The following is a 24,781-nucleotide window of genomic DNA, read 5'->3' as shown; positions in this document are numbered from 1 at the left end:
GAAAATGCGCGCGAGCGGATCTCGCGCGCCCTCACTTCTCCGAATGCCCCTTGGCGCGGGCCGACGGGTTCAGACCCTCCCAGACCCGGTGCTCGGGCGGGAACCCCATGGCGGCGAGCGTATTGATCAGCATTCCGTACGCCATGAAGGTCGTGGTCTCGCCGACGTCCCCGCCAAAGGGCACGTGGACCGTGTCCCAGAGCTCCATCCAGCCCTTGCGCACGATCTCGCCGAGCTCGTGATCCCCGGCCGCCTCGGCGGCGGCGACGGTGACGTACATCTGGAGCTGCATCTGGAGCTTGTCGGGATCCTCGGCGATCAGCCGGCTGTAGGCGTTCGCCATGGCAAGGGTGGCCTCCTCACCGTGCAGCCCTTCGGCAGCCTCGGCGAAGACCGCCCGCGTATCCCGCATGCAGCGTTCGGCAGCGGCGAGGAAGATGGCGGGCTTGTTCGGGAAGAGCCGGAAGAGATACGGCTGCGAGACGCCCACCCGCTTGGCGATCGCCTCGGTGGAGGTCCCGTAGTAACCCCCGCGCGCGAACTCGTGCATCGCCGCACGAATCACACTCTCCCGCCGCTCATCTGCACTCATCCTTGCCATGCCCCAAAGTTAGTGCTCAATCACTAACTTCGTCAAGGGGACCACGGGGCAAGACGAAAGGCCCGGGCGGCCACGGCCGCCGCGCACGGAAGCGATGGCGGCTCACGCCCAGCCCCAGACTGCCGGCAGCCGCCAGAACGCGCGAACCAAGCACCGATCGGTGGCGGCTTATGTCCGGCCCCAGACGGCCGGCAGCCGCCAAGACGTGCGCAACCGCGTAGCGATCTGACGCGCCCCCCGACCGGGCCGGGTGTGGCCGACACGCCCGTCCCTGTCCCGTTCGCCCGGCCCGTTCTTCTGGGGGTTTCCCGGCCGTCTTCGATTTTCCGTGGCGGGACGGTCGGTCAAGGGTGGCCGCAGGCCATCGCGCAGCGACGCGACGAAGGAGCGCCCTTGAGGGACCGTCCCGCCACGGAAGACGATAAGAGCGACGGGAAACCCCCGAGCCCCAGCGGAGGCACCCGACACCCCGGCACCCCCACCCACCCGCCTCAGGCGAGTTCGACCACCGCGCGCGACATGCCCAGGACCTTCTGGCCCGCGCTCATGGCCGTCACGTCGACCCGGACGCGGTTGCCGTCCAGCTTCGCGGCGACCTTGGCCGTGACCTCGATCAGCCCGCCCCGGTCGTCGTTCGGGACCACGACGGGCTTGGTGAAGCGCACGCCGTATTCGACGACCGCACCCGGGTCGCCGACCCAGTCGGTGACCACGCGGATCGCCTCGGCCATGGTGAACATGCCGTGCGCGATCACGTCCGGCAGTCCGACCTCCTTGGCGAACTTCTCGTTCCAGTGGATCGGGTTGAAGTCGCCCGAGGCACCGGCGTACTGGACGAGCGTGGCGCGCGTCACGGGGAAGGACGCCGCCGGCAGCTCGGTGCCGACCTCGACGTCGGCGTACTGGATCTGCGCTGCCATGTCAGGCCTCCTCGGGGGCGCGGGAGACGAGCTTCGTCCACGCCGTCACCACGTGTTCGCCGGTCTCGTCGTGGACCTCGCCGCGGATGTCGATGATGTCGTTGCCCGCCATCGACTTCACGGCCTCGATGGTGGAGGTCACCGAGAGTCGGTCACCCGCGCGCACCGGGCGGGAGTACGCGAACTTCTGGTCGCCGTGCACGACTCGGCTGTAGTCCAGACCCAGCTGCGGGTCCTCGATGACCTGGCCGGCCGCCTTGAAAGTGATGGCGAACACAAAAGTCGGCGGCGCGATCACATCGGAGTAGCCGTACGACTTGGCTGCCTCGGGGTCGGTGTAGACGGGATTGGCGTCACCCACCGCAACCGCGAATTCGCGGATCTTCTCCCGGCCGACCTCGTACGGATCGGTGGGCGGGTAGCTCCGCCCCACGAAGGACTGGTCGAGAGCCATGCTCACTACCTCCTGTTGAAGGGACACGAAAGACACAGGAACAAGAACAAAAACGAGAACAACTACGAGAAGAAGGACGAGAGAAGAAGGGCAAGGCCAGGCACGGAAACGACACAAGGCCGCCCCCCGATGAAGGGGACGACCTCATGACGGTGCCTGTATTTGAGACTTCGCTGGGGTCAGCGGGTCTCGCGGTGCGCGGTGTGCGAGTTGCAGCGCGGGCAGTGCTTCTTCATCTCAAGACGGTCCGGGTTGTTACGCCGGTTCTTCTTGGTGATGTAGTTCCGCTCCTTGCACTCCACGCAGGCCAGCGTGATCTTCGGGCGGACGTCGGTGGCAGCCACGTGAGTGCTCCTTGACGGAAATTGGGACGGATGAACGCATACAAGAGTAGCCGACCGGGAGACCGACCCCGCAATCGGCTACTGTGTGTAGCGGCGACCGGACTTGAACCGGTGACACAGCGATTATGAGCCGCTTGCTCTACCGACTGAGCTACGCCGCTTTGATGTGATCAGCTCCCCACCCGAGGGTGGGGAACCTCTCTCACCAGAGCCCCAATGCGGAATCGAACCGCAGACCTTCTCCTTACCATGGAGACGCTCTACCGACTGAGCTATTGGGGCGAGCGATGAAGACATTACACGGTTGCCCGCCGATCGCCCAAATCCTTTGCGGGGACCGGGCTCCGAGGGGGTCGCGCGGCCCTTCTCGATCAACCCACCGACCACTCCCACCCCACCTTTCAGCCGGAATGTGTGCGGGCTCACATCCACACGGGGGGCGGGGGAGCGGGGGGCTAGGGAGCGGGGGGGCGCACGCGCCCGGCCAACGGGCGCCGCGGCGTACCCAGGCGCCCCGGCGTACGGGCACCACACCGGTACGACTATTGCGCTCTTCCGTGAAGCGGGGTGCGCCGCGCCCTAGGCTCTGAGCACGCTGCGTGATCTTGGGTCGTGGGCCGCGGCCAGGGCCCAGGAACCGCCCGAGCCACCGCAGGAGCGCGATGTCCGACAGCCAGCCGCAGCAGCCGTTCCAGTCCCCCCGTAGTGGCAACGGCAACGCGGCCGCAGCCGAGGCCACCACCCTGCTGCTCGCCGGGGCCCGCCTCACCGACGGCCGGACCGTCGACGTCCGCCTGAGCGGCGGCCGGATCCAGGCCGTCGGCACCGCGGGCAGCCTCCCCGCCCCCGCGCTCTCCCGGGTCGACCTGGGCGGCTACCTGCTGCTCCCCGCCCCCGCCGAACCGCACGCCCACGGGGACACCGCACTCACCGCCGACGGCGAGGGACCGGTCTCCTACACCCCCGACGAGGTCCAGCGCCGGGCCACCGAGGCCGCCCTGCTCCAGCTCGGCCACGGCGCCACCGCGGTCCGCTCCCACGTCCGCATCGGCGACATGCACGGCCTCGGCCCGATGGAGGCCGTGCTCCAGGCCCGGCGCTCCCTGCGCGGGCTCACCGACCTCACCGCCGTGGCCGTCCCCCGGCTGCTGACCGGGGTGGCCGGCGCGGACGGGCTCGCCATGCTCCGGGACGCGGTCAAGATGGGCGCCTCCGTGATCGGCGGCTGCCCGGACCTGGACCCGGACCCGACGGGCTTCCTCGAAGCCGTCCTGGAACTCGCCGCCGAGCACGGCTGCCCCGTGGATCTGCACACGGACGGTGACGATCCCGGCCGCCTCTCCCGGCTCGCGGCGATGGCCGGCGGGCTGCGCCCCGGGGTGACCATCGGCCCCTGCGGGGGCCTGTCCCGGCTCCCCCTGGACGCGGCGGCCCGCGCCGCCGACCAGCTGGCGGCGGCCGGCGTACGGGTGACCTGCCTGCCCCAGGGCGACTGCGCGGCCCTGGAGCGCCGCGGCCTGCGCACCGCGCCCGTACGCCTGCTGCGGGCCTCCGGCGTACGGGTCGCGGCCGGCAGCGGGGCCCTGCGGGACGCCGGGAACCCGGTCGGCCGCGGCGACCCGCTGGAAGCCGCGTACCTGCTGGCCTCCCAGGGCGGGCTCCGGGCCGGCGAGGCCTACGACTCGGTCAGCGCCTGCGCCCGCGAGGCCATGGGCCTGCCGGAGGTGCGGGTGGAGGCCGGCTTCCCGGCGGAGCTGCTCGCCGTACGCGGGGACCGGATCGCGGGCGTGCTGTCCCTCGCGTACAGCCGGATCGTCATCCACCGCGGGCGGGTGGTAGCCCGTACGAGTGCCGTCCGGGAGTACTGCGACTCGGCGGTAGCGGTGGCGCTCGACCTGCCCCGGCAGGGCCGTACGGAGCCCGGTCCCTGAAGTTCGCCGTGCGTTCGCGGGCGTGGGCGCCCGGCTCGTCGTACGGTCGGGGCATGCGCATCGTCATCGCGGGTGGACACGGTCAGATCGCGCTGCGGCTGGAGCGCCTGCTCGCCGCGCGCGGGTACGAGGTCGCGGGCATCATCCGCGACCCGGCACAGGGCGACGACCTCAGGGAGGCGGGCGCCGAGCCGGTGCTCTGCGACCTGGAGTCGGCCTCGGTGGAACACGTGGCCGGGATCCTGCAGGGCGCGGACGTGGCGGTGTTCGCGGCGGGCGCGGGCCCCGGCAGCGGCATCGGGCGCAAGGACACCGTGGACCGGGGCGCGGCGGTGCTCTTCTCCGATGCGGCCGAACGGGCCCGTGTGCGGCGCTTCCTGATGGTCTCTTCGATGGGCGCGGACGCCCACCACGGCGGCGACGAGGTCTTCGACGCCTATCTGCGGGCCAAGGGCGAGGCCGACGACCACGTACGCACCCGGCTGGGCCTGGAGTGGACGGTCCTGCGCCCCGGCTCGCTGATCGACGACGCCGGGACGGGTCTGGTCCGTCTGGAGGCGCAGACGGGCCGTGGGGCCGTTCCGCGCGACGACGTGGCGGCGGTGCTGGCCGAGCTGGTCGAGACCCCGGCGACGGCGGGCCTGACGCTGGAGCTGATCTCCGGTTCGACCCCGGTCCAGGTGGCCGTCAAGGACGTGGCGGGCAACTGACGGCCACCCGGGCGTTGGTTCGGAACGTGGTGAGGACGAGGGTTCGTCCGAGGGCTCGTCCCAGGGCTCGTCCGAGGGCTCGGACGGTGGCTCAGAACCCGGCGTTGACCTTGTCGTCGGACCGCCCGACCGAATCCTGCTGGTACCGGTCCTCGTAGGCCTGCCGGATCCGTTCGATGCGCGTGCTGCGCTCGTCGGCCTCCTTCTCGGGGTACAGGAGGACCACCTCGTACGAGGTCTCGCGGACGGTCTTGCCGTCCTTGCCCCGCCACTGGCCGTATCCGTCGTGGAGGGTCAGTCCCTCGGGGAAGGCGGGGGTGATCTCCGCGTCGAGGAACCGCATGAACTCCCGCTCCTCGACGGGGCCTCGGCCGTCGGCGCGTTCGGTGCCGAAGTACAGCCGGGTCTCCTGGTACGGCTTCCCCACGTCCGTGTGCAGGGCCGCTCCCATCAGAGCGGGAATCCCCGCGCCGAGCAGGGCGACGAGCACCCCGCCGCCGACCTTCCCCCGTGTATCAGATGTCCATTTCACTCCGGGTGAACGAACAGGAGCTCGCGACGATGCGGTCGATGGGCCGACGGTGGGCTGCCGGTGGGCGACGGTGGGCCAGCGGTCGCCGACGGTGGGCCGTCGGTGGCCCACGGGCCGGGCCGGCGGCCGTCATGGACTCCGCAGGCGCCGCCCCCACCAGGGTTCGTCACGGGCGGCGTACGGGTCGTTGAGGGTACGGGCTAGGAACCGCGCGTCGAGCGGTGCGAGCACCGCACGCAACTCGCGCCGGGCACGCGGCGGGAGGAGGAGGCAGACGGTCTCCAGCGAGTCGCGGCAGTAGAGCAGCGAGTCACAGCACCCGGGGTCTTCGTCCATGCCGGGGTAGATGATCCACGGTCCCCGCTGGTACACGGTCCGGCGCCAGTGGTTCACGGCGCTGTACGTCATGCCGTGGCAGTACCGGCGGCGTTCGACGCGGGCTATCGCGGCGAGCGTGCGCGAGGAGACCCCTGGAACGACGCCGCGCTGGGCCGGCCGGGGCGTTCTGACGGGCAGGTCCATCCTGACCTGCGAAGGTGCCTTACGCGGCACGGGCCTTTCGGCTGCTGTTGTTGGTCACGCGGTCAGCATGCCGTAGCCGCGGTGCCGCCGCCCGGTGTTTTTCCGCCGGGGCGATGGCGGGAAGCCCGCCCGGCCCTGGTCGTCGGGCGCGGGACGGGCTTCTGGCCGGTTGCGGTCAGCGGGTGGGGTTACCAGGGTTACCAGTAGATGACCGCGTACCCGTCGCCGCCGTCCTTGCCGCGGGAGCCGGAGTGGCCGATGGCCCGGGTGGCGCCGCCGCCCCGGCCGCCGTCGCCACCGATTGCGGCACCTGCCGGGAGCTCGACGATGCCGTCGGCGGTGCCGCCACCGGTGCCGTCGGCGTTGCCCGGGTCACCGGACACGTTGACGCCGCCCGAGGAGCACCATCCGTCGCCGCCCTGCCCCGGCGTGCCGGGGTCGCCGGGACCGCGGTCCGCGGCGCCGCCGCCCCCGCCTCCGGTGCCGCCGGTGGCGGTCAGGAGCGCGGTGCCGGTCGAGGCCACGATGAGGGACGTGGTGGTGCCCGCGCCGCCGGCGGTGCCGTTCGCGCCCGGCGCGCCGCCGAGGCCGTTGGCGCCGCCGGTGCCGACGTCGACCCCGTAGTTCGTTCCGGGGGTGACCTCGATGACGCACCAGGTGAAGCCGCCGCCACCACCGCCCCCACCGGTGCCGCCGGTGTTGTTGCGCGGGGCTTCGGCGGCGACACCGTCTCCGTCCGAGGCCGGGTTGCCGCCCGCGGGGTTGCCGGCGTTCGGGTTCCCGTTTCCGTTTCCGTTCGGGTTCCCGTTTCCGTTCCCGTTTCCGTTGTTGCGGGCCGAGCCGCCGCCACCACCGCCGCCACCGCCGGCGCCCCACGCCTGGACGAACACCGAGGTGACGCCCGGCGGGGCCGTGAAGGTGTTGTCCGAGGTGAACTGCTGCAGACCGTGGAGGACCTCGGGGAGCTTCTTGTGGTCTCCATGGCCGTGCTTCTTGGGCTCGGCCACCTTGGTGTGGTCCGACGGCTTGGGATCGTCCGCGGCCGCGGTCGGTGCCACCGCGATCAGCTGGCCGGTCAGGGCCGCCGCTGTGGCGATGGAGGCGAGCAGAACCCGGGAACGCCCCCGGGGCCGTCGAATCGTCGCCGTCTGATGCTTCAGGTTCATGGCTTCCTTACCCGCCGACGCCGAGGGCTGCCGCGGGAGTGCGAGGGGAGGGTGCGTGGACCGCGGGTTTGCCCTGTGGCCCTGTGAGTTCTTCACGCGCCGCCCATCCGACCCGCTGCCGACGCGGCGGTGGCGCTGGCAGGGCCGAGGCTGTGACCCAGGCAGGTGAGTAGTTCATCTGACCGGAGCAATTCGAGGCTGGGAATCGTTTCCAGCGCTTCCGGGGCCGCCAGAGATGACGTGTGGGTCGGCGACGTCGGCGCCCCGCCCCCGGATTCGGCGCGGGGCGGGGCCTTGGTGCGCAGGGCCGGGGGACGAACGGGCGACCGCCATTCGAATGCAATCTCAGAGCGTCCGAACCAGGGTGCAGGAAATGACCCGACGCGAGCGATACCACTCGTACGTCTCGCCGGGCTCCAAGATCAGTTCCTCCTCCTCTCCACGTGCAGGGAGAGGAGCAGGAGGGCTGCCCGGCTTGTAACCGAGAGGAAAAGCATCGATGAAGAATCGTCTCGTACTCGCCGGATGTGCCGTTGTGGCGAGCGTGGGCATGTGCATGGCGGCCTCGCCGGCCATGGCGCAGACCCCGAAGAAGGTGAACATCGCCTGTGGCGACGTCGCCGCGCTCATCACCGCCGTCGGGGCGGCGAATACGAATGCCGCGGGCGGCACGATCAACCTGGCCAAGGACTGCGCGTACCGGTTCACGGGCGGCTTCGAGGGTTCGGAGAATGCCCTGCCGGCCATCAGCGGGAACGTCGCGCTCGTCGGTCACAACTCGACCCTGATCCGCTCGGTGACCGGCGGCAGCCCCCTCTTCCGTCTCCTCTCGGTAGACGAGGGCGGAACCCTGACCCTCAAGGGCCTCACCGTGACCGGTGGCCGTATCGACAGCTACGGCGGCGGCATCGCCAACGCGGGCACCCTGCGTCTGGAGGACAGCAAGGTCGCCGGCAACCAGGCCCGCGGGAACGGCGGCGGCATCGCCAACGAGGGCGGTGACGTCACCCTCGTCGACACCGAGATCCTGACCAACGTGGCCACGTCCGCCACGGATCTCCCCGGCAACGGCGGCGGTCTCAGCAACAGCGCGGCCGGCACCCTCAAGCTCCACAAGAGCACCGTCGCCGGCAACACGGCGGACGACAACGGCGGTGGCATCCAGAACGAGGGCGCCCTGACCGTCGAGCACAGCCTCATCACGAACAACGAGGCCCGTGACGGCAACGGCGGCGCCATCAACAACCTGGGCACCGCGAAGATCAAGCACAGCAACCTCATCGAAAACTGGGCCGGTCAGAACGGTGGGGCCGTCAACAACGCCCTGGGCGGGACCCTGGAGATCCAGCAGTCCACCCTCGCCAACAACAAGGCGGGCAACGACGGCGGCGCCGTCAACAACGCCGGCACCGCGAAGCTGAAGAAGACCAAGGTCGAGTCGAACTCGGCCGGTCGCGACGGCGGCGGCATCAACAACGCGCAGGAGGTGGGCGGCGACGCCACGCAGCTGACCCTGGAGCACACGACGGTGGCGGAGAACCGTGCCGCGGGCGTCGGCGGCGGCATCAACAACCAGGCCGGCGCGGTCGTGACCCTCAAGGAGAGCAAGATCATCAAGAACCTGCCCGAGAACTGCGCCGGCACGGTCCCCGGCTGCTCCTGAGGCCCCCGCCGCGGCGCTGAAGCCGGCGCGGCCTTAGCCCCGTGGTCCCGGCGTTAACGAGGAAGCCCCTCTGGTCTGCGTTTCCGCAGATCAGAGGGGCTTCTTTCGCGTGGCGGCGCCAGGGTTCGAACCTGGGTAGGCTGAGCCGGCAGATTTACAGTCTGCTCCCTTTGGCCACTCGGGCACACCGCCAAGATTTGCTGCCATTTTTTCCGCCTTGCGGCGGCGCTCCCTGGCAACGACGTAAACGATACCTGATGACCGGGGGTGCTTCGCCACCGGATTGATCAGCGTTGCGGGTGGGCGCGGTGGCTAGGCTTTGCGGAGCGGGCCGGGGATGTCCGGCCGCGCCCTCCGGGGCGATCACAACCGATTTCAAGGAGCCACAGCACATGGCCGACTCCAGTTTCGACATCGTCTCGAAGGTCGAGCGGCAGGAGGTCGACAACGCCCTCAACCAGGCCGCCAAGGAGCTCTCGCAGCGCTACGACTTCAAGGGCACCGGCGCCACGATCGCCTGGTCCGGCGAGAAGATCCTCATGGAGGCGAACTCCGAGGAGCGCGTGAAGGCCGTCCTCGACGTCTTCGAGACCAAGCTGGTCAAGCGCGGGATCTCGCTCAAGGCGCTGGACGCCGGCGAGCCCCAGCTGTCCGGCAAGGAGTACAAGATCTTCGCCACGATCGAGGAGGGCATCTCCCAGGAGAACGCCAAGAAGGTCGCGAAGATCATCCGGGACGAGGGTCCCAAGGGCGTCAAGGCCCAGGTCCAGGGCGAGGAGCTGCGCGTCAGCTCCAAGAGCCGTGACGACCTGCAGGAGGTCCAGGCGCTGCTCAAGGGCAAGGACCTGGACTTCGCGATCCAGTTCGTGAACTACCGCTGACCCAGGTCCCAGACCTGCCACCACGCCGGCCCGGCGGTCCTCACCGACCGCCGGGCCGCGGCGTGTGCGGGGGTGCGGGGGTGTGTGCGGGGCGTGTGCGGCGCACGCGCCACCGTGGACTCCTGTGGGCACTTGGGCCGTGGTGAGTGCGCCCACCAGGCTGAGGGCATCGCATCACCGCGCGGCAGGGGGTTCTCGCATGTCAGGGGCCGGCACGTTTCGGGATGACTTCGGGGCGTCCGTCGTCGTCGCGCTGGTCGCGTTGCCGCTGTGCGTGGGGGTGGCGGTCGCCTCCGGGGTGCCGGCCGAGCTGGGGATCGTCACCGGGGTGGTCGGCGGGCTGGTCACCGGATGGTTCCGCGGGAGCTCGCTGCAGGTGAGCGGGCCCGCGGCCGGGCTCACCGTGCTCGTCTACGAGGCGGTGCAGACGTACGGCCTGCCCGCGCTCGGGGTGCTGGTGCTGACCGCGGGGGTACTGCAGCTGGGTATGGGGGTGCTGCGGCTCGGGCGGTGGTTCCGGGCGATCTCGGTGGCCGTCGTCCACGGGATGCTGGCCGGGATCGGGCTGGTCCTGATCTCCGGGCAGTTGTATGCCCTGGGGAGCGTGGAGGCTCCGGGTCAGACCCTGGCGAAGCTGGGCGGTGTGCACGTACTCGGGGCGCAGGCCGACTGGGTCGCCGTGCTGCTCGGGGTCGGGACGATCGCCGCCATGGTCGTCTGGCGCCGGGTGCCCGCCCGGCTGCGGATCGTGCCCGGGGCGCTCGTCGGGGTGGCCGCCGCCACCGTCGCTGCCGCCCTGCTGCGGCTGCCCGTCGAGAAGGTGCGGGTGACGGGGGTGCTGGAGGCCGTGTCCCCGCCCGGCTGGGGCGATTTCGAGGTGCTGGCCTCCGTCGGGGCGGCCGGGACCGTGGTCGCCCTGGCGCTGATCGCCTCCGCCGAGACGCTGTTCAGCGCAGCCGCCGTGGACCGCATGCACGACGGGCCGCGGACGGAGTACGACCGGGAGCTCATCGCCCAGGGCGTGGGCAACAGCGTGTGCGGGCTGCTCGGGGCGCTGCCGATGACCGCCGTGATCGTGCGCAGCGCCGCCAATGTGGAGGCCGGTGCGCGTACGCGGGCGGCCAGGGTGATGCACGGCGGCTGGCTGTTGCTGTTCGCGGTGGCGTTCCCCCAGGTGCTGGAGATCGTGCCGCTCGCCGCGCTGGCCGGGGTGCTGCTGCACGCGGGCTGGAAGCTGCTGCCGGCCAAGGCGGTGGCCGCGCTGTGGCGGACGCACCGGGGTGAGGCGGTGGTGCTGCTGGCCACGGCCTCCGCGATCGTGGTCACCAACCTCTTCGAGGGGGTGCTGGTCGGGCTGGGGCTCGCCGTCGCCAAGGCGGCCTGGGAGACCTCCCACGTGCACATCGAGGAGGTGTGGGAGGACGAGGGGCTGTCCGTGCGGATCGTGGGGAACGCCAGCTTCCTGCGGCTGCCCAAACTGCTCGACGCGCTGGACTCGTTGCCGCACGGGCAGCCGGTACGGCTCGACCTCAGCGGGCTGCGCCACCTCGACCACGCCTGCCTGACCGCCCTCGAGGGCTGGGAGCGGATGCGGACGCCGCTCCCCGGCCGGGAGGGCGTCATCTAGCCGGGTTACTCTCCGCCCGTGGACCACCAGCTGAAGCGCACCCTGGGCGTTTCCGACGCCGTCGTCGTCGGGCTCGGCGCGATGGTCGGCGCCGGTATCTTCGCGGCCCTCGCCCCGGCGGCGGGGGCCGCGGGCGAGGCGCTGCTCGTCGCGCTCGCCTTGGCGGCGCTCGTGGCCTATTGCAACGCGCACTCCTCGGCGCGGCTCGCCGCCCGCTACCCGGCGTCGGGCGGCACCTACGTCTACGGGCGCGAGCGACTCGGGCCCTTCTGGGGCCATCTGGCCGGCTGGGGGTTCGTGATCGGCAAGACCGCGTCCTGCGCGGCGATGGCCCTCACCGTGGGGGCGTACGTCTGGCCGGGGCAGCAGCATGCGGTGGCCGTCGCGGCGGTGGTGGCGCTGACCGCCGCGAGCTACGGCGGTGTCCAGAAGTCCGCCCGGATCGCCCGGCTGATCGTGGCGGTGGTGCTGGCGGTGCTGGCCGGGGTGGTCGTGGTGTGCCTGTCCTCCGGTGCGGCCGGAGCGGGGCGGCTGAGCGGCTCGGACTGGGCCGCCGCCGGGCTGTTGGAGGGCGCCGGTCTGCTGTTCTTCGCCTTCGCGGGCTACGCCCGGATCACCACCCTGGGCGAGGAGGTGCGCGACCCGGAACGGACGATCCCGCGGGCGGTGCCGCTCGCTCTGGGGATCGCGCTGCTGGTGTACGCCGCGGTGGCGGTGGCGGCGCTGTCGGTGCTCGGCGCCGACGGGCTGGCGCGGTCGGCGGCCCCGCTCGCCGACGCGGTCCGGGCGGCCGGCCGGCCCGAACTGGCCCCGGTCGTCCGGGGTGGCGCGGCCCTGGCCGCGCTGGGCTCGCTGCTGGCCCTCGTGCTCGGGGTGTCGCGGACCGTGCTGGCGATGGCCCGGGACGGTCATCTCCCGCGCGCGCTGGCCGCCGTACATCCCCGGCATCAGGTGCCGCACCATGCGGAGCTGGCAGTGGGTGCGGTCGTGGCGGTGCTCGCGGCCACCGCCGATGTGCGGGGCGCGATCGGTTTCTCCTCCTTCGGAGTGCTGGCCTACTACGCGATCGCGAACGTCTCCGCGTGGACTCTCGATTCAGGTGTCAAGGGGCGGACCGTGGCAGCGGTCGGGCTGTCCGGTTGTGTGGTGCTGGCCTGTGCGCTGCCCCTCGCGTCGGCGGTCGCGGGGGCGGTGGTGCTGGCACTCGGCGCGCTGGCCTACGGGGTGCGCAGCCGGCTCAGATCCGGGATCTGAATTCGGCCCAGGGCGCCAGCTCCAGGTCGTGCTCCTCCCCCAGTTCCGACTCCTCGCAGAACCAGGCGGTGCCGTCGAGCCAGCCGCGCAGCCAGCCGGCCAGGCTCGGGGTGTCGATGGACCAGGCGAGATCGGGCTCGCCGAGGCTCGGGTCGAACAGCAGCACCTGGGCGGTTTCGGAGCGGCAGTCCACGCAGACGTACATGGTGCAGCCGAAGTCGGCTATCGGCAGCACGCCCTCGGGCCAGCGCCATCCGGAAGCGCGGTGCGCCTCGTAGCTCTGGACGGTCTGGCGCAGGGAGAGCAGCCCGCATTCGGGTCCGAATCCGCCGTCGCCGATGCGGGTGTAGAGCGCGGTGAGCAGCGGCGGCAGGGTGAAGCCGAGTATGCCCTCGGCCCGGGCGATCTCCCCGCTGCCCAGCGGCGCGGGCAGCGGCCCTCCGTGCCCGCGCGCGGAGTTGCGTACGCGGTCTGCGACTTGCTCCAGCAACTGCTCGGTCTCGTTCATGCGTTCATGGTGACGCACCCCACCGACAACCCGCCGGGCCTGTGGACAACTCCGTCAGCGGGAGGCGAACGGGGCGTCCGTCGGGACGATTTCGCGGCCGAGGGGGAGCAGCGCGAGCGGGACCATCTTGAAGTTGGCGATGCCGAACGGGATGCCGATGAGAGTGATGCAGAGGGCGATGCCCGTGACGATGTGGCTCAGGGCCAGCCACCAGCCCGCCAGGATCAGCCACAGGACGTTGCCGATGCAGGAGCCGGCGCCCGCGTCGTGGCGCTCGACCGTGGTGTAGCCGAAGGGCCAGAGGGCGTAGACCGCGATGCGGAAGGCGGCGATGCCGAAGGGGATGCCGATGATGGTGATGCAGAGCAGTACGCCTGCGAGGAGGTACCCCAGGAACAGCCAGACGCCGCTCAGGACGAGCCAGATGACGTTCAGGATTGTCTTCATTGGGGGCGGCCTGCCATCTGTTCGAGCCGGGCGATGCGCTCGGCCATCGGAGGGTGTGTGGAGAACATCTTAGAAAGGCCCTCACCGGGACGGAACGGGTTGGCGATCATCATGTGGCTCGCCGTCTCCAGCCGGGGCTCCGCGGGCAGCGGGAGCTGCTTGGTGCCCGCGTCGAGTTTGCGCAGGGCGCTGGCCAGGGCGAGCGGGTCCCCGGTGAGCTGGGCGCCGGACGCGTCGGCCTCGTACTCGCGCGAGCGGCTGATGGCCAGCTGAATCACGGAGGCGGCCAGCGGGCCCAGGATCATGATCAGCAGCATGCCGAAGAGGCCGGGGCCCTCGTCGTCGTTCGACCGGCCGACCGGAATCAGCCAGGCGAAGTTCACCAGGAACATGATCACCGAGGCGAGGGCGCCGGCGACCGACGAGATCAGGATGTCGCGGTTGTAGACGTGGCTGAGCTCGTGGCCGATGACCCCGCGCAGCTCGCGTTCGTCGAGGATGCGCAGGATGCCCTCGGTGCAGCAGACCGCGGCGTTGCGCGGGTTGCGGCCGGTGGCGAAGGCGTTGGGTGCCTCGGTGGGCGAGATGTAGAGGCGTGGCATGGGCTGGCGCGCGGACGTGGAGAGCTCGCGCACCATGCGGTAGAGCTGGGGGGCCTCGAACTCGCTGACGGGGCGGGCGCGCATCGCGCGTAGAGCCAGCTTGTCGCTGTTCCAGTACGCGTAGGCGTTCGTCCCGAGGGCGATGACCACGGCGACGATCAGGCCGCCCCGCCCGAAGAAGCTTCCGATGAGGATGATGAGTGCGGACATCCCGCCGAGGAGTACGGCGGTCTTGAGCCCGTTGTGCCGGCGGTGCACGGTACGCCCTCCAAATGGTGCGGCAGGGGGAGCCCCGTCATGGGTCTGAGGGTCTACGGTCCAGTGGACCCTCCCTTCCTGGTCAACGCGAGGTGAGGGCGTCTGGTTCCCCGGGCGCACGGCGGCGGCCGCCCGCCGCCGCCCCTTCCCGGGGGGCGGCGGGGCCGCGGCGGGCGTTGCTCCGGACGGGTGAGGGCGGGGCCGCCTCGTGCGGGCTACTGCGCGAAGAGGCTGCCCGACGCGAAGCGCAGGATCAGCTGCGGGGCGCCCGAGAGGACGACCGCGGTGATCGCGGTGACGACGATGGCGGCCGTCACCGGCCAGGGGGCCTTCGTACGGGGCTGCGCGCCCTCGGAGCCCTCGGCGGGCTCGGGCCCGCGGAAGAGGAGCGCGGTCCACCGCAGGTAGTAGTACAGGGCGATGACGACGTTGATCGCCATGACCACGGCGAGCCAGCCCAGGCCCGCGTCGACCGCGGACCGGAAGACGGTGACCTTGGCGAAGAGCCCGATGATGCCGGGCGGCAGGCCCGCCAGGCAGAGCAGGAAGAAGGCCAGCGTGAGGGCGGCCAGCGGACGCTCGGCGTACAGGCCGCGGTAGTCGCTGATCCGGTGGAGGGGCTTGTTGCGGGCGACCAGGGCGGCCACGGCGAAGGCGCCGAGGTTCACGGCGGCGTACATGAGGGCGTAGGCGACGGTGGAGCCGATCTGGTCGCGGCCGGAGTACGCGGCCGCGGCGATCGGGACCAGCAGGTAGCCGGCCTGGCCGACCGAGGACCAGGCGAGCAGCCGTACGGCGCTGTTCGGGCGGTCGGCGGACTGGCGCAGTGCACCGACGTTGCCCACGGTCATGGTGAGCGCGGCCAGGACGGCGAGGGCCGGGCCCCAGATGTCGGAGTACGCCGGGAAGGCGATCACCGTGACGAGGACGAGGCCGGTGAAGCCAACGGCCTTGCCGATCACGGAGAGGTAGCCGGCGATGGGCAGCGGGGCGCCGACGTAGGTGTCGGGGACCCAGAAGTGGAAGGGGACGGCCGCGGTCTTGAAGGCGAAGCCGACGAGGGTGAGCGCGACGCCGGCCATGGCGAGGGTGTCGAGCTGTCCGGGGACGTCTTCGAGGCGTTCGGCGATCTGGGTGAGGTGCAGGGAGCCGGTGGCCCCGTAGACGAAGCTGACGCCCATCAGCGACACGGCGGTGGCGGTGACGGAGGACAGGAAGAACTTGAGGGCGGCCTCGGAGGAGAGCCGGTCGCCGCGGCGCATGCCGACGAGGGCGAAGGCGGGCAGCGAGGCGACTTCGAGGGCGACGATGAGGGTGGCGAGGTCGCGGGATGCGGGCAGCAGGGCCGCGCCGGCTGCGGAGGAGAGCAGCAGGAACCAGTACTCGCCGGCGGGCATGCGCGCGTCGCGGACGGCGGTGACCGACAGCAGGGCGGTGACCAGGGCTCCGGCCAGCACCAGGAACTGGATGACGAGCGTGAAGTGGTCGGCGACGTAGCTGCAGGCCACCGGGTCGTTGGTGAGGCAGAAGGTGGTGCGGTCGCCGGCGCGCAGCGGCAGCAGGGTGGCCGTCGCGGCGGCCAGGCCGGCGACGGAGATCCAGCCGAGGAGCGGCTTGTGGCGCTCGGACACGAAGAGGTCGGCGACGAGGACGAGCAGGCCGACGCCGGCGGTGATCACCACGGGTGCGATGGCGAGCCAGTCGACGGACTGGACCAGGCTGGGGGTCTCGGCGGCGAGGACCGTCAGGGCCGTCATGAGTTGCCTCCTGCGAGGAGCTTCTGGACGGCCGGGTCGGTGAGGCCGAGGAGGACCGCGGGCCACAGGCCGGCGAGGACGGTGAGGGCGACGAGCGGGGTCCAGGCGGCGAACTCGTAGTGCCGGATGTCCGCGACGGCGAGCTCGGGGCCTTCCTTCGGGTCTCCCATGCAGACGCGCCGCACGACGATCAGCAGGTAGGCGGCGGTGAGCAGGGTGCCGAAGGCGCCGATGGCCATGAAGGTGAGGAAGGCGGGGCGGGACAGGCCCTCGGCGGGGTCGAAGGCGCCGAAGAGGGCCAGCATCTCGCCCCAGAAGCCGGCCAGGCCCGGCAGGCCGAGGGAGGCGACGGCGGCGAAGGCGAGGAAGGCGCCCATGCGGGGGGCGCGGCCGTAGAGGGCGGCGCCGGTGGCCCCGGCGAGGGTGTCGAGGTCGGCCGTGCCGTAGCGGTCCTTGAGGGCGCCGACCAGGAAGAAGAGGAGGCCGGTGATCAGGCCGTGGGCGATGTTGGCGAAGAGCGCGCCGTTGACTCCGGTGGGGGTCATGGACGCGATGCCGAGGAGGACGAAGCCCATGTGGCCGACGGAGGAGTACGCGATGAGGCGCTTGAGGTCGCCCTTGTTCCCCTTGCGGGCCAGCGCGAGGCAGGCGAGCGATCCGTAGACGATGCCGATGGCGGCGAAGGCGCCCAGGTAGGGGGCGAAGGTGGCCATGCCGTCGGGGGTGATGGGGAGCAGGATGCGGACGAACCCGTACGTGCCCATCTTGAGCAGAACGCCGGCCAGCAGGACGGATCCGACGGTGGGGGCGGCCGTGTGCGCGTCCGGCAGCCAGCTGTGCAGCGGCCACATCGGGGTCTTCACGGCGAGGCCGATGCCGATGGCGAGGACGGCCAGCAGCTGGGTGGTGTAGGTCAGTTCGCGGCCGTTGTCAGTGGCGAGTGCCACCATGTCGAATGTGCCGCTCTGCAGCCCGATCAGGAGCAGGCCGAGCAGCATGACGACGGAGCCGAGCAGCGTGTAGAGGATGAACTTCCAGGCGGACGCCTGCCGCTGGGCACCGCCCCAGCGGGCGATGAGGAAGTACATCGGGATGAGGACCATCTCGAAGGCGAGGAAGAAGAGCAGCAGGTCGAGGACGGCGAAGGTCGCGAGGGTGCCGGACTCGAGGACGAGGAGCAGCGCGACGAAGGCCTTCGGGGAGGGGCCTGCGGGGAGCTTGAAGTAGCTGTAGAGCGCGCAGAGGAAGAACAGCAGCGCGGTCATCAGGAGGAGGGGGAGCGAAATGCCGTCGACACCGAGGTGGATCCGGACGTCGAGCGCCGGGATCCAGCTGATGTCCGTCGTCGCCTGGAAGCGGGACGGGGCGTCGTGGTCGAAGCCCAGGGTGAGGGCGATGGCCGCGGCGAGGATCACGCCGGTCACGGTCACGCCGTGGCGGAGCACGGCCTGTTCGGGGCTCTTGCCCTTGAGGCCGGGCGGGGCCGGCAGGAGGGCCGCGGCGGCGCCGAGGAGCGGTGCGGCCACGATGAACGCCAGAAGGAACTGCATCACGGACGGGCTGATATCAATCACGGCTGACTCACGGCTCACGATCCGGCGTTGACGTTGGCGAGGACGGCGGTGGCGATCGCCAGGACCACGGCGCCGGCGAGCAGGGCGCTCAGGTAGCTCTGCACGTTGCCGGTCTGGGCACGGCGTACGAGGCTGCCGAGCAGCCGGGGGCCGGCGCCCGCGCCGCGGACGTACGTGTCCACGACCTCGCGGTCGAGGAAGCGGACGAGGCTTGCCGCCGCCCGGACGGGGCGGACGAAGAGCCGGTCGTAGACGGCGTCGAGGTGGAAGCCGTCGGCGGCGTGGCGGTGCAGCGGGCCCAGGAGCGCGCGACCGGGGTCGGGGGCGGGTCCGGCCGGGACGGCGGGGTGGTCGTGGGTCACCTCGGCGACCTCGGGGGTCTCGGCCGCGGACACGGCGGCGGCGGTGGCCGCGGACGCGCCGGCCGGGGCCAGGGCCGTGGCCGGCCGGGCCGCGGCGCGCTGCCAGAGGGCGTAGGTGAGCATCACGCCGATGACCGCGGCGCCCGTGCCGAGGACCGAGGTGACCACGGTCGGGGTGAGCTCCTCGCCGTCGAACCAGTCGGCGATGGGGCCCGCCGCGAGGCCGAAGCCGATCGACGGGACCGCGAGCAGCCACAGCACGCCGGTCATGGCGACGGGCTCCTTGCCGTGGTCGGGGGCGGCTGCGCCCCGGCCGCGGAAGGCCATCAGCCACAGCCGGGTGGCGTAGGCGGCGGTGAGCAGGGCGGTCAGCACGCCGGCGACCAGCACCAGCCAGCCGGCGCCGGCGGGGGCGAAGTCCGAGTGGCCGGTGGCGGTCTGCTCGGCGGCGACGAGGACGGCTTCCTTGGAGAAGAAGCCGGCGAAGGGCGGGATCGCGGCGAGCGCGAGCAGCGCGATCGTCATCGTCCAGAAGGCGTCGGGGATGCGCTTGGTCAGGCCGTCCATCCGGGACATGGCGGCCAGGGAGTTCGTACCGGCGGCGTGGATGATCACGCCCGCACCGAGGAAGAGGAGTGCCTTGAAGACACCGTGGGACAGGAGGTGGAAGATCGCGGCGCCGCGGTCGCCGACGGCCAGGGCGCCGGTCATGTAGCCGAGCTGCCCGATCGTGGAGTAGGCGAGCACCCGCTTGATGTCGTCCTGGGCGAGGGCGGCGAGGGCGGAGCCGACCATCGTGACGGCCGCCATGACGGCCATGACCACCAGCGCGGCGCGGGACGCCGCGAAGACGGGGAGGAGGCGGGCGATGAAGTAGACACCGGCGGCGACCATCGTCGCGGCGTGGATCAGCGCGGAGACCGGGGTGGGGCCCGCCATGGCGTCGGGGAGCCAGGTGTGCAGCGGGAACTGCGCGGACTTGCCCGCGACTCCGGCGAGCAGGAGCAGCGCGATCAGCGTCGGGTGGTCGAGTCCGCCGGCGGCGACGGTGCCCAGGATCTTCGTGATCTGGAAGGAGCCGGCGTCGGCGGCGAGTGCGAACAGGCCGATCAGGAAGGGGACGTCGCCGAGCTTGGTGACGAGGAAGGCCTTCAGGGAGGCGGAGCGGGCCGCCTCGGTCTCCCAGTAGTGGCCCACCAGGAAGTACGAGCAGATGCCCATGACCTCCCAGCCGACCAGCAGCACCATCAGGTCGCCGGAGTAGACGACGAGCAGCATGGCGGAGGTGAACAGTGAGACGAGAGCGGCATACGACGGGTAGCGCGGGTCTTCACGGAGGTACGCCGTCGAGTAGAGCTGTACGCAGGTGGCGACGAGTCCGACCAGCACGGCGACCAGCACGGCGAAGCCGTCCAGGTACAGCGAGAGGTCGATCGGCACCGAGCCGGTCGGGGTCAGCTCGGTCGCGGTGCTGATCGCCGGGCCGCCGCCCTGGCGGACGGCGACGATCACGGCCAGTACGGCGGCACCGAGCGTCGGCAGGATCGCGAGCGGCCGGACGAATCCGGGGGCGGTGCGGCCGAAGAGCAGTCCCGCCACCGCGCCCAGGAAGGGGAGCAGCGGGACGAGGACGGCGAGGGTCGTGGTGCTCACGCGGTGACCTCGCTCTGGTGGTTCGGGGTGTTCGGGGCGGGCTCGTGGCCTTCGGCGGTGTCGCGCAGCCGGTCGACGTCGGAGGTGCCGCGGTTGCGGTAGACCATCAGCACGATCGCGAGGCCGATGCCGATCTCGGCGGCGGCGATGGCGATGGTGAAGAGGGTGAGGGCCTGGCCGGCGTGCAGGGCGTCGCGCAGCCAGACGTCGAAGGCCACCAGGTTGAGGTTGACGGCGTTGAGCATCAGCTCGACGGACATCAGGACCAGGATGGCGTTGCGGCGGGCGAGTACGCCGTACAGGCCCGTGCAGAAGAGGAGCGCCGCGAGGACCGCGGGGTAGGCGAGGTGCATCAGCGCTGCCCCTTGTCACTGGTGACGCCGTCTTCGGCGGGACTGTTCCTGCGGGACAGCACGATGGCGCCGATCAGGGCCGCGAGGAGGAGGACGGAGAGCGCCTCGAAGGGCAGCACCCAGTGCTGGAAGAGGATCTCGCCGGAGACCTTCGTGGAGCCCTGGACCGGCCCGTCGAGGTCGATCCAGGTCGTGCGGAAGGCGTCCACGACGACCCAGACCAGTGCCACGGCGGCGACGACGGCGACGCCGAGGGCGACCCAGCGGTTGCCGGAGTCCGCGTCCGGGGAGCGGCCGATGGGTGCCTTGGTGAGCATCAGCCCGAAGAGGAGGAGGACGACCACGGATCCGAGGTAGATGAGGACCTGCACCCAGGCGATGAACTCGGCGGTCAGCAGCAGGTACTCGACGGCGATGCCGCCGAGTGCGACGACCAGCCAGAGGGCGGCGTGCACCAGTTGCCGGGTGGTGACCGTGACGAGGGCCGCGCCGAGGGTGGCGAGTCCGACGAGCACGAAGGCGATCTCGACGCCGGTCGGGGAGAGGAAACCGGGCCCGGTGGCGGCGGCTTGGGCTGCGGCCAGGGTGGTCGCGGGGGTCACGCGTCTCCCTCCGGGGTCGGGGTGGTCGGGGGTTCGGTTCCGCCTTCGGCCGCGGCGGCGGACGCGGCGGCTTCGGCTGCCGCGGCGGCTGCGGCGGCGGCAGCCGCTGCTTCGGCCTTCTCCACTGCCTTGCGGGCGGCGGCGATCTCCTTGGGCTCCTCGGCGGCCGGGTCCAGTGCGGGCGGGGCCGGGACGGTCCACATCCACTCGCGGAGCTTGTCGCGCTCGTGGGTCAGCTCGTGGATGTCGGTCTCCGCGTACTCGAACTCCGGCGACCAGAAGAGGGCGTCGAAGGGGCACACCTCGATGCAGATGCCGCAGTACATGCAGAGGGAGAAGTCGATGGCGAAGCGGTCGAGGACGTTACGGCTGCGCTCGCGCCCGCCGGGGGTGGACGCGGGGACCGTCTCCTTGTGGGAGTCGATGTAGATGCACCAGTCGGGGCACTCACGGGCGCAGAGCATGCAGACCGTGCAGTTCTCCTCGAACAGGCCGATGACCCCGCGGGAGCGGGGCGGGAGTGCGGGCTGGACCTCGGGGTACTGGGCCGTGTGCGAGCGCTTCGTCATCGTGCGCAGCGTGACGGCCAGGCCCTTGGCGAGGCCGGATCCGGGGATGGGCATCAGTTCATCGCCACCTTCACGATGCCGGTGAGCGCGATCTGGGCGAGCGCGAGCGGGATGAGCGTGGTCCAGGCGAGCTTCTGGAGCTGGTCCTCGCGCAGGCGCGGGTAGCTCACGCGGAGCCAGATGACGACGAAGGCGAGGATCCCGGTCTTGAGCAGGGTCCAGACCCAGCCGAGGCCTTCGGCGCCGAAGGGGCCGTGCCAGCCGCCGAGGAAGAGGACGGTGGTGAGGAAGCAGAGGACGACGATGCCGGCGTACTCGGCGAGGAGGAACAGCGCGAAGCGCAGGCCGGTGTACTCGGTGTACGCGCCGAAGATGATCTCGGAGTCGGCGACGGGCATGTCGAAGGGGGGCCGCTGGAGTTCGGCGAGGCCGGCGGTGAAGAAGACGAGCGCGCCGACGATCTGCCAGGGCAGCCACCACCACTGGAAGCTCTCGACGATCCCGGGGAGGGAGACCGTCCCGGCGGCCATCGCGACGGAGGCGGCGGCGAGCAGCATGGGGAGCTCGTAGGCGAGCAGCTGGGCGGCGGTGCGCAGGCCGCCGAGCAGGGAGAACTTGTTCGCGGAGGCCCAGCCGGCCATGAGGGAGCCGAGGACTCCGACGCCCATGACGGCGAGCACGAAGAACAGGCCCGCGTCGATGACCTGGCCGACCGCGCCCTCGCCCGGCCCGATGGGGATGGCGAGGAGAACGAGGAGGTACGGCAGCAGGGCGACGGCGGGGGCCAGCTGGAAGATCCGCCGGTCGGCGTTGGCCGGGACGATGTCTTCCTTCTGCGCGAACTTCACGCCGTCGGCGACGAGCTGGGCCCAGCCGTGGAAGCCGCCTGCGTACATGGGGCCGAGGCGGCCCTGCATGTGGGCCATCACCTTGTGCTCGGTCTGCCCGACGACGAGCGGGAGCACGAGGAAGACGGCGAAGACGACGATCAGCCGCAGGGCGACGTCGAGGACGTCGTTCACGCGTCGCCTCCGTTGTCGGTGGTGGGGTGGGTGTGGGGGGCGTCTGCCTCCGGCGCGGCCTGCGGGGTCTCCGCCTGCCTGCCCGTGGTCGGCGGCTTCGCCGTGTCTGCCTCTGGCGGAGGCTCCGTGGGGTGGGGCTTGGGTGACGGTTGGTCGTCGAAGGCGGGCTTCGGGTCGTGCCAGGGGGCGTCCGAGCTGCGCGGCGCGACCCGGCGGGGCGCGGGCTGCGGCGCGTCCGGCGCCTGGCTCGCGGAACCGTCGCTCGCGCTGCGGGTGCGGCGGGCCGGGGCTTCCGTGTCCGGAGTCGCGGCGGCTTCGGGGGCCGGGGCGGTCGCAGGGGCCTGGCTGGCCGAGCCGTCCGTCACCGAGCGGGGCTCGGCGGCTTCGGGCGTCGAGGGCTCCCCCGGCTCCGCGGTGGCCGGGGTCTGGCTCGCGGAACCCTCGCTTGCGGTGCGGGTGCGGCGGGGCGGGCGGGCCGGGGCTTCGGCGTCCGGGGTCGCCGGGGCCTCCGGTGCGGAGGGGATGCGGCGGGCCGGGGCTTCCGTGTCCGGAGTCGCGGCGGCTTCGGGGGCCTGGCTGGCCGAGCCTTCCGTCGCCGAGCGGGTGCGGCGTGGGGGGCGGGCTGGGGCTTCGGCGTCCGGGGTTGGGGGCTGGGTGGCCGAGCCTTCCGTCACCGAGCGGGTGCGGCGGGGCGGGGCGCCCTCGCGCGGGGTGCGTGCGGCGGCGCCCGCCGCGCCGGCGGCGCGCGGGGTACGGGGGGTGCGGGCGGGGGCCGGCGGGAGCTGGCCCTTCATCGGGCCCCAGTCGTTGGGGTCCGGGACGCCCGGCGGGAGCATCTGTCGGCGCTTCGGCGCGTCGGGATCGTGGGCCTCGCCCGGTTCCTTGGCGCCGGGCCAGGCCTTGGCGACCCGTGCGGCCAGGACGAAGTCCTTGCGCAGCGGGTGTCCTTCGAAGTTCTCCGGGAGGAGGAGGTGGACGAGGTGCGGGTGGTCGGTGAAGACGATCCCGAACATCTCGTACGTCTCGCGCTCGTGCCATTCGGCTCCCGCGTAGACGGCGACCGCCGACGGCAGGGAGGGGGCGCTGTGCGGGACGGTCGTGCGCAGCAGGAGACGCCGTACGCGGTGGTTCTCCAGCGAGGCGACGTGCGCGCAGATCTTGAAGCCGGTGCCGGGCTCGTCGACGGCGCTCAGCCAGTCGAAGTACGTGCAGCCCAGCTTGTCCCGGGCGATTTCGAGGGCGGAGATCCAGCTGCCGACGGGCACGTCCACCGTGAGGACGTCGTACGAGAGCTCGGCGACGGCCTCGGCTCCGAAGACCGTCGGCGCCGCGTCGGGGAGGGAGTCGTAGAGGTTCACGCACCGCTCCCGGGGGCCGGCGGGGCCGTGACCAGGCCGCTGGTGAGCTGGGAGACGGACGGCCCGGCGGCGTAGCGGTCGGCCAGCGACTCGCGGGCGATCTTCTCCTGGAGCTTGAGAATGCCCTGGAGGAGGGCCTCGGGGCGCGGCGGGCAGCCCGGCACGTAGACGTCGACGGGGATGATCTGGTCGACGCCCTTCGTCACCGAGTACGAGTCCCAGTACGGGCCGCCGCAGTTGGAGCAGGCGCCGAAGGAGATGACGTACTTCGGCTCCGGCATCTGCTCGTAGAGCCGCTTCACGGCCGGGGCCATCTTGTCCGTGACGGTGCCCGAGACGATCATGAGGTCAGCCTGGCGCGGCCCCGGCGCGAAGGGGATCACGCCGAGGCGGATGAAGTCGTGCCGGGCCATGGACGCGGCGATGAACTCGATCGCACAGCAGGCCAGACCGAAGTTGAAGACCCACAGGCTGTACCGGCGGCCCCAGTTCAGGACCACCTTCATGGGTTCCGGGGCCAGACGGGAGAGGACTCCCAGGCGCTTGGGCTCCGGGAGCAGCTCCGGCTGAGGTGTCACGTCCATTCGAGGACGCCCTTCTTGTACGCATAGAGCAGGCCGACGGCCAGGAAGCCCAGGAAGATGAACATCTCCACCAGCGTCGTGGCGCCGTAACCGGCGGCGGCGAACACCGTCGCCCACGGGAACAGGAAGATCGAGTCGACGGCGAAGATGACGTAGAGGAAGGCGTAGACGTAGTAGCGGACCTGGGTGTGCGCCCAGCCCTCGCCGACCGGGTCCACGCCGCATTCGTACGTCAGCAGCTTCTCGTGGGTCGGGACCACGGGCCTCAGCAGGCGGCCGGCGCCGAAGGCCACGGCCACGAAGAGCACACCGAGGGCGGCCAGCAGACCGACGACCGAATAACTCCGGAAGTAGTCCGCCGCGAGCACGGTTACGGTCGATACCGTTGGTTCGGGCACGTCCGTTCCTCGCTCCTCGGTCACTGTCGACGATCTGGTACGGACGGGAGTCTAGGGCCTGCCTCACACGGGGTGGGGTTATCCCCCGTTCACAGCACCCCGGACACCCCATGGCATCGGCGGGCCGCG

At 71.6% G+C, this 24,781-nt stretch carries 26 protein-coding genes and 3 tRNA genes; 6 read left to right on the top strand and 23 right to left on the bottom strand.

Features of this window, described 5'->3' with window-relative positions; translation table 11 throughout:
- Positions 1-31: 31 nt before the first annotated feature.
- From ACIPYQ_RS06135 to ACIPYQ_RS06110, 6 genes are all read right to left on the bottom strand, one after another.
- Complete coding sequence (locus ACIPYQ_RS06135; protein WP_401246667.1) at positions 32-601, bottom strand: TetR/AcrR family transcriptional regulator; 570 nt, start codon at positions 599-601, stop codon at positions 32-34.
- Between the two features lie 491 nt (positions 602-1,092).
- Positions 1,093-1,521: a MaoC family dehydratase gene (locus ACIPYQ_RS06130; protein ID WP_401246664.1), complete on the bottom strand. Its 429-nt coding sequence runs from the start codon at positions 1,519-1,521 to the stop codon at positions 1,093-1,095.
- Position 1,522: 1 nt separating this feature from the next.
- Positions 1,523-1,975, bottom strand: coding sequence for a MaoC family dehydratase N-terminal domain-containing protein (locus ACIPYQ_RS06125; RefSeq protein ID WP_361753644.1), 453 nt, complete (start codon positions 1,973-1,975; stop codon positions 1,523-1,525).
- A 179-nt stretch (positions 1,976-2,154) separates the two neighbouring features.
- A complete protein-coding gene (rpmG, locus tag ACIPYQ_RS06120; RefSeq protein ID WP_003956487.1) occupies positions 2,155-2,319 on the bottom strand; it encodes a 50S ribosomal protein L33 in 165 nt (54 codons plus the stop codon).
- Positions 2,320-2,407: 88 nt separating this feature from the next.
- Positions 2,408-2,480, bottom strand: a tRNA-Met gene (locus ACIPYQ_RS06115).
- 48 nt (positions 2,481-2,528) lie between these two features.
- Positions 2,529-2,601, bottom strand: a tRNA-Thr gene (locus ACIPYQ_RS06110).
- 380 nt (positions 2,602-2,981) lie between these two features.
- On the opposite strand from ACIPYQ_RS06110, the gene ACIPYQ_RS06105 reads away from it, so the two are divergent.
- Both ACIPYQ_RS06105 and ACIPYQ_RS06100 read left to right on the top strand, forming a co-directional pair.
- Positions 2,982-4,250: an amidohydrolase family protein gene (locus tag ACIPYQ_RS06105; RefSeq protein WP_401246661.1), complete on the top strand. Its 1,269-nt coding sequence runs from the start codon at positions 2,982-2,984 to the stop codon at positions 4,248-4,250.
- Positions 4,251-4,303: 53 nt separating this feature from the next.
- Positions 4,304-4,960: an SDR family oxidoreductase gene (locus ACIPYQ_RS06100; protein WP_361753648.1), complete on the top strand. Its 657-nt coding sequence runs from the start codon at positions 4,304-4,306 to the stop codon at positions 4,958-4,960.
- A 91-nt stretch (positions 4,961-5,051) separates the two neighbouring features.
- Here ACIPYQ_RS06100 and ACIPYQ_RS06095 read toward each other — a convergent pair whose 3' ends face one another.
- The 3 genes from ACIPYQ_RS06095 to ACIPYQ_RS06085 all read right to left on the bottom strand — a co-directional run bounded on the left by ACIPYQ_RS06095 (position 5,052) and on the right by ACIPYQ_RS06085 (position 7,180).
- Positions 5,052-5,450, bottom strand: a complete 399-nt coding sequence (locus ACIPYQ_RS06095; protein ID WP_362234899.1) for a DUF3574 domain-containing protein — start codon at positions 5,448-5,450, stop codon at positions 5,052-5,054.
- A gap of 171 nt (positions 5,451-5,621) precedes the next feature.
- Complete coding sequence (locus ACIPYQ_RS06090) at positions 5,622-6,014, bottom strand: hypothetical protein (protein ID WP_401246657.1); 393 nt, start codon at positions 6,012-6,014, stop codon at positions 5,622-5,624.
- A 197-nt stretch (positions 6,015-6,211) separates the two neighbouring features.
- A complete protein-coding gene (locus tag ACIPYQ_RS06085; RefSeq protein ID WP_401246655.1) occupies positions 6,212-7,180 on the bottom strand; it encodes a hypothetical protein in 969 nt (322 codons plus the stop codon).
- 499 nt (positions 7,181-7,679) lie between these two features.
- On the opposite strand from ACIPYQ_RS06085, the gene ACIPYQ_RS06080 reads away from it, so the two are divergent.
- On the top strand, positions 7,680-8,843 hold the full coding sequence (locus ACIPYQ_RS06080; protein WP_401246652.1) for a hypothetical protein: 1,164 nt from the start codon (positions 7,680-7,682) through the stop codon (positions 8,841-8,843).
- A gap of 110 nt (positions 8,844-8,953) precedes the next feature.
- Here the strand turns inward: ACIPYQ_RS06080 and ACIPYQ_RS06075 are convergent.
- A tRNA-Tyr gene (locus tag ACIPYQ_RS06075) sits at positions 8,954-9,035 on the bottom strand.
- A gap of 200 nt (positions 9,036-9,235) precedes the next feature.
- On the opposite strand from ACIPYQ_RS06075, the gene ACIPYQ_RS06070 reads away from it, so the two are divergent.
- The 3 genes from ACIPYQ_RS06070 to ACIPYQ_RS06060 all read left to right on the top strand — a co-directional run bounded on the left by ACIPYQ_RS06070 (position 9,236) and on the right by ACIPYQ_RS06060 (position 12,605).
- The gene (locus ACIPYQ_RS06070) at positions 9,236-9,724 is read left to right on the top strand and encodes a YajQ family cyclic di-GMP-binding protein (protein WP_030009008.1); all 489 of its coding nucleotides are present in this window, start codon (positions 9,236-9,238) and stop codon (positions 9,722-9,724) included.
- A gap of 199 nt (positions 9,725-9,923) precedes the next feature.
- The gene (locus tag ACIPYQ_RS06065) at positions 9,924-11,351 is read left to right on the top strand and encodes a SulP family inorganic anion transporter (protein ID WP_401246649.1); all 1,428 of its coding nucleotides are present in this window, start codon (positions 9,924-9,926) and stop codon (positions 11,349-11,351) included.
- An 18-nt stretch (positions 11,352-11,369) separates the two neighbouring features.
- Positions 11,370-12,605 carry an APC family permease gene (locus tag ACIPYQ_RS06060; protein WP_401246647.1) on the top strand — a complete coding sequence of 412 codons (1,236 nt, stop codon included), beginning with the start codon at positions 11,370-11,372 and terminating at the stop codon, positions 12,603-12,605.
- Here ACIPYQ_RS06060 and ACIPYQ_RS06055 read toward each other — a convergent pair.
- From ACIPYQ_RS06055 to ACIPYQ_RS05995, 13 genes are all read right to left on the bottom strand, one after another.
- Positions 12,589-13,113 (bottom strand): SMI1/KNR4 family protein, encoded by a 525-nt coding sequence (locus tag ACIPYQ_RS06055; RefSeq protein ID WP_401246644.1) that lies wholly within the window; start codon positions 13,111-13,113, stop codon positions 12,589-12,591. The two genes, ACIPYQ_RS06060 and ACIPYQ_RS06055, sit on opposite strands and share 17 nt — an antisense overlap.
- Before the next feature lie 54 nt (positions 13,114-13,167).
- Positions 13,168-13,560, bottom strand: coding sequence for a YccF domain-containing protein (locus ACIPYQ_RS06050; RefSeq protein WP_361753664.1), 393 nt, complete (start codon positions 13,558-13,560; stop codon positions 13,168-13,170).
- Positions 13,557-14,420, bottom strand: a complete 864-nt coding sequence (htpX, locus tag ACIPYQ_RS06045; protein WP_361753665.1) for a zinc metalloprotease HtpX — start codon at positions 14,418-14,420, stop codon at positions 13,557-13,559. Before htpX ends, ACIPYQ_RS06050 begins: the two co-directional genes overlap by 4 nt.
- A gap of 215 nt (positions 14,421-14,635) precedes the next feature.
- On the bottom strand, positions 14,636-16,177 hold the full coding sequence (locus ACIPYQ_RS06040; RefSeq protein WP_401246640.1) for an NADH-quinone oxidoreductase subunit N: 1,542 nt from the start codon (positions 16,175-16,177) through the stop codon (positions 14,636-14,638).
- Positions 16,174-17,727, bottom strand: coding sequence for an NADH-quinone oxidoreductase subunit M (locus ACIPYQ_RS06035; RefSeq protein WP_361753812.1), 1,554 nt, complete (start codon positions 17,725-17,727; stop codon positions 16,174-16,176). The genes ACIPYQ_RS06040 and ACIPYQ_RS06035 overlap by 4 nt, the downstream gene beginning before the upstream one ends.
- 38 nt (positions 17,728-17,765) lie before the next feature.
- Positions 17,766-19,766: an NADH-quinone oxidoreductase subunit L gene (locus tag ACIPYQ_RS06030; protein ID WP_401246637.1), complete on the bottom strand. Its 2,001-nt coding sequence runs from the start codon at positions 19,764-19,766 to the stop codon at positions 17,766-17,768.
- Entirely contained in the window at positions 19,763-20,119 is a 357-nt protein-coding gene (gene nuoK / locus ACIPYQ_RS06025) for an NADH-quinone oxidoreductase subunit NuoK (protein WP_361753671.1), read from the bottom strand. The genes ACIPYQ_RS06030 and nuoK overlap by 4 nt, the downstream gene beginning before the upstream one ends.
- Positions 20,119-20,721, bottom strand: a complete 603-nt coding sequence (locus ACIPYQ_RS06020; RefSeq protein ID WP_401246634.1) for an NADH-quinone oxidoreductase subunit J — start codon at positions 20,719-20,721, stop codon at positions 20,119-20,121. Before ACIPYQ_RS06020 ends, nuoK begins: the two co-directional genes overlap by 1 nt.
- Entirely contained in the window at positions 20,718-21,347 is a 630-nt protein-coding gene (locus tag ACIPYQ_RS06015) for a NuoI/complex I 23 kDa subunit family protein (RefSeq protein WP_401247669.1), read from the bottom strand. The genes ACIPYQ_RS06020 and ACIPYQ_RS06015 overlap by 4 nt, the downstream gene beginning before the upstream one ends.
- The gene (locus tag ACIPYQ_RS06010) at positions 21,344-22,312 is read right to left on the bottom strand and encodes an NADH-quinone oxidoreductase subunit H (protein WP_401246631.1); all 969 of its coding nucleotides are present in this window, start codon (positions 22,310-22,312) and stop codon (positions 21,344-21,346) included. Before ACIPYQ_RS06010 ends, ACIPYQ_RS06015 begins: the two co-directional genes overlap by 4 nt.
- On the bottom strand, positions 22,309-23,670 hold the full coding sequence (locus ACIPYQ_RS06005; RefSeq protein WP_401246628.1) for an NADH-quinone oxidoreductase subunit C: 1,362 nt from the start codon (positions 23,668-23,670) through the stop codon (positions 22,309-22,311). Before ACIPYQ_RS06005 ends, ACIPYQ_RS06010 begins: the two co-directional genes overlap by 4 nt.
- Positions 23,667-24,254 (bottom strand): NADH-quinone oxidoreductase subunit B family protein, encoded by a 588-nt coding sequence (locus ACIPYQ_RS06000; protein WP_361753679.1) that lies wholly within the window; start codon positions 24,252-24,254, stop codon positions 23,667-23,669. Before ACIPYQ_RS06000 ends, ACIPYQ_RS06005 begins: the two co-directional genes overlap by 4 nt.
- A complete protein-coding gene (locus tag ACIPYQ_RS05995) occupies positions 24,245-24,652 on the bottom strand; it encodes an NADH-quinone oxidoreductase subunit A (protein ID WP_030710243.1) in 408 nt (135 codons plus the stop codon). The genes ACIPYQ_RS06000 and ACIPYQ_RS05995 overlap by 10 nt, the downstream gene beginning before the upstream one ends.
- Positions 24,653-24,781 lie beyond the last annotated feature (129 nt).

The sequence above is a fragment of the Streptomyces sp. NPDC090045 genome (assembly GCF_044747975.1).
GTDB lineage: Bacteria > Actinomycetota > Actinomycetes > Streptomycetales > Streptomycetaceae > Streptomyces.
This window is presented reverse-complemented; position numbering and strand designations above follow the sequence as displayed.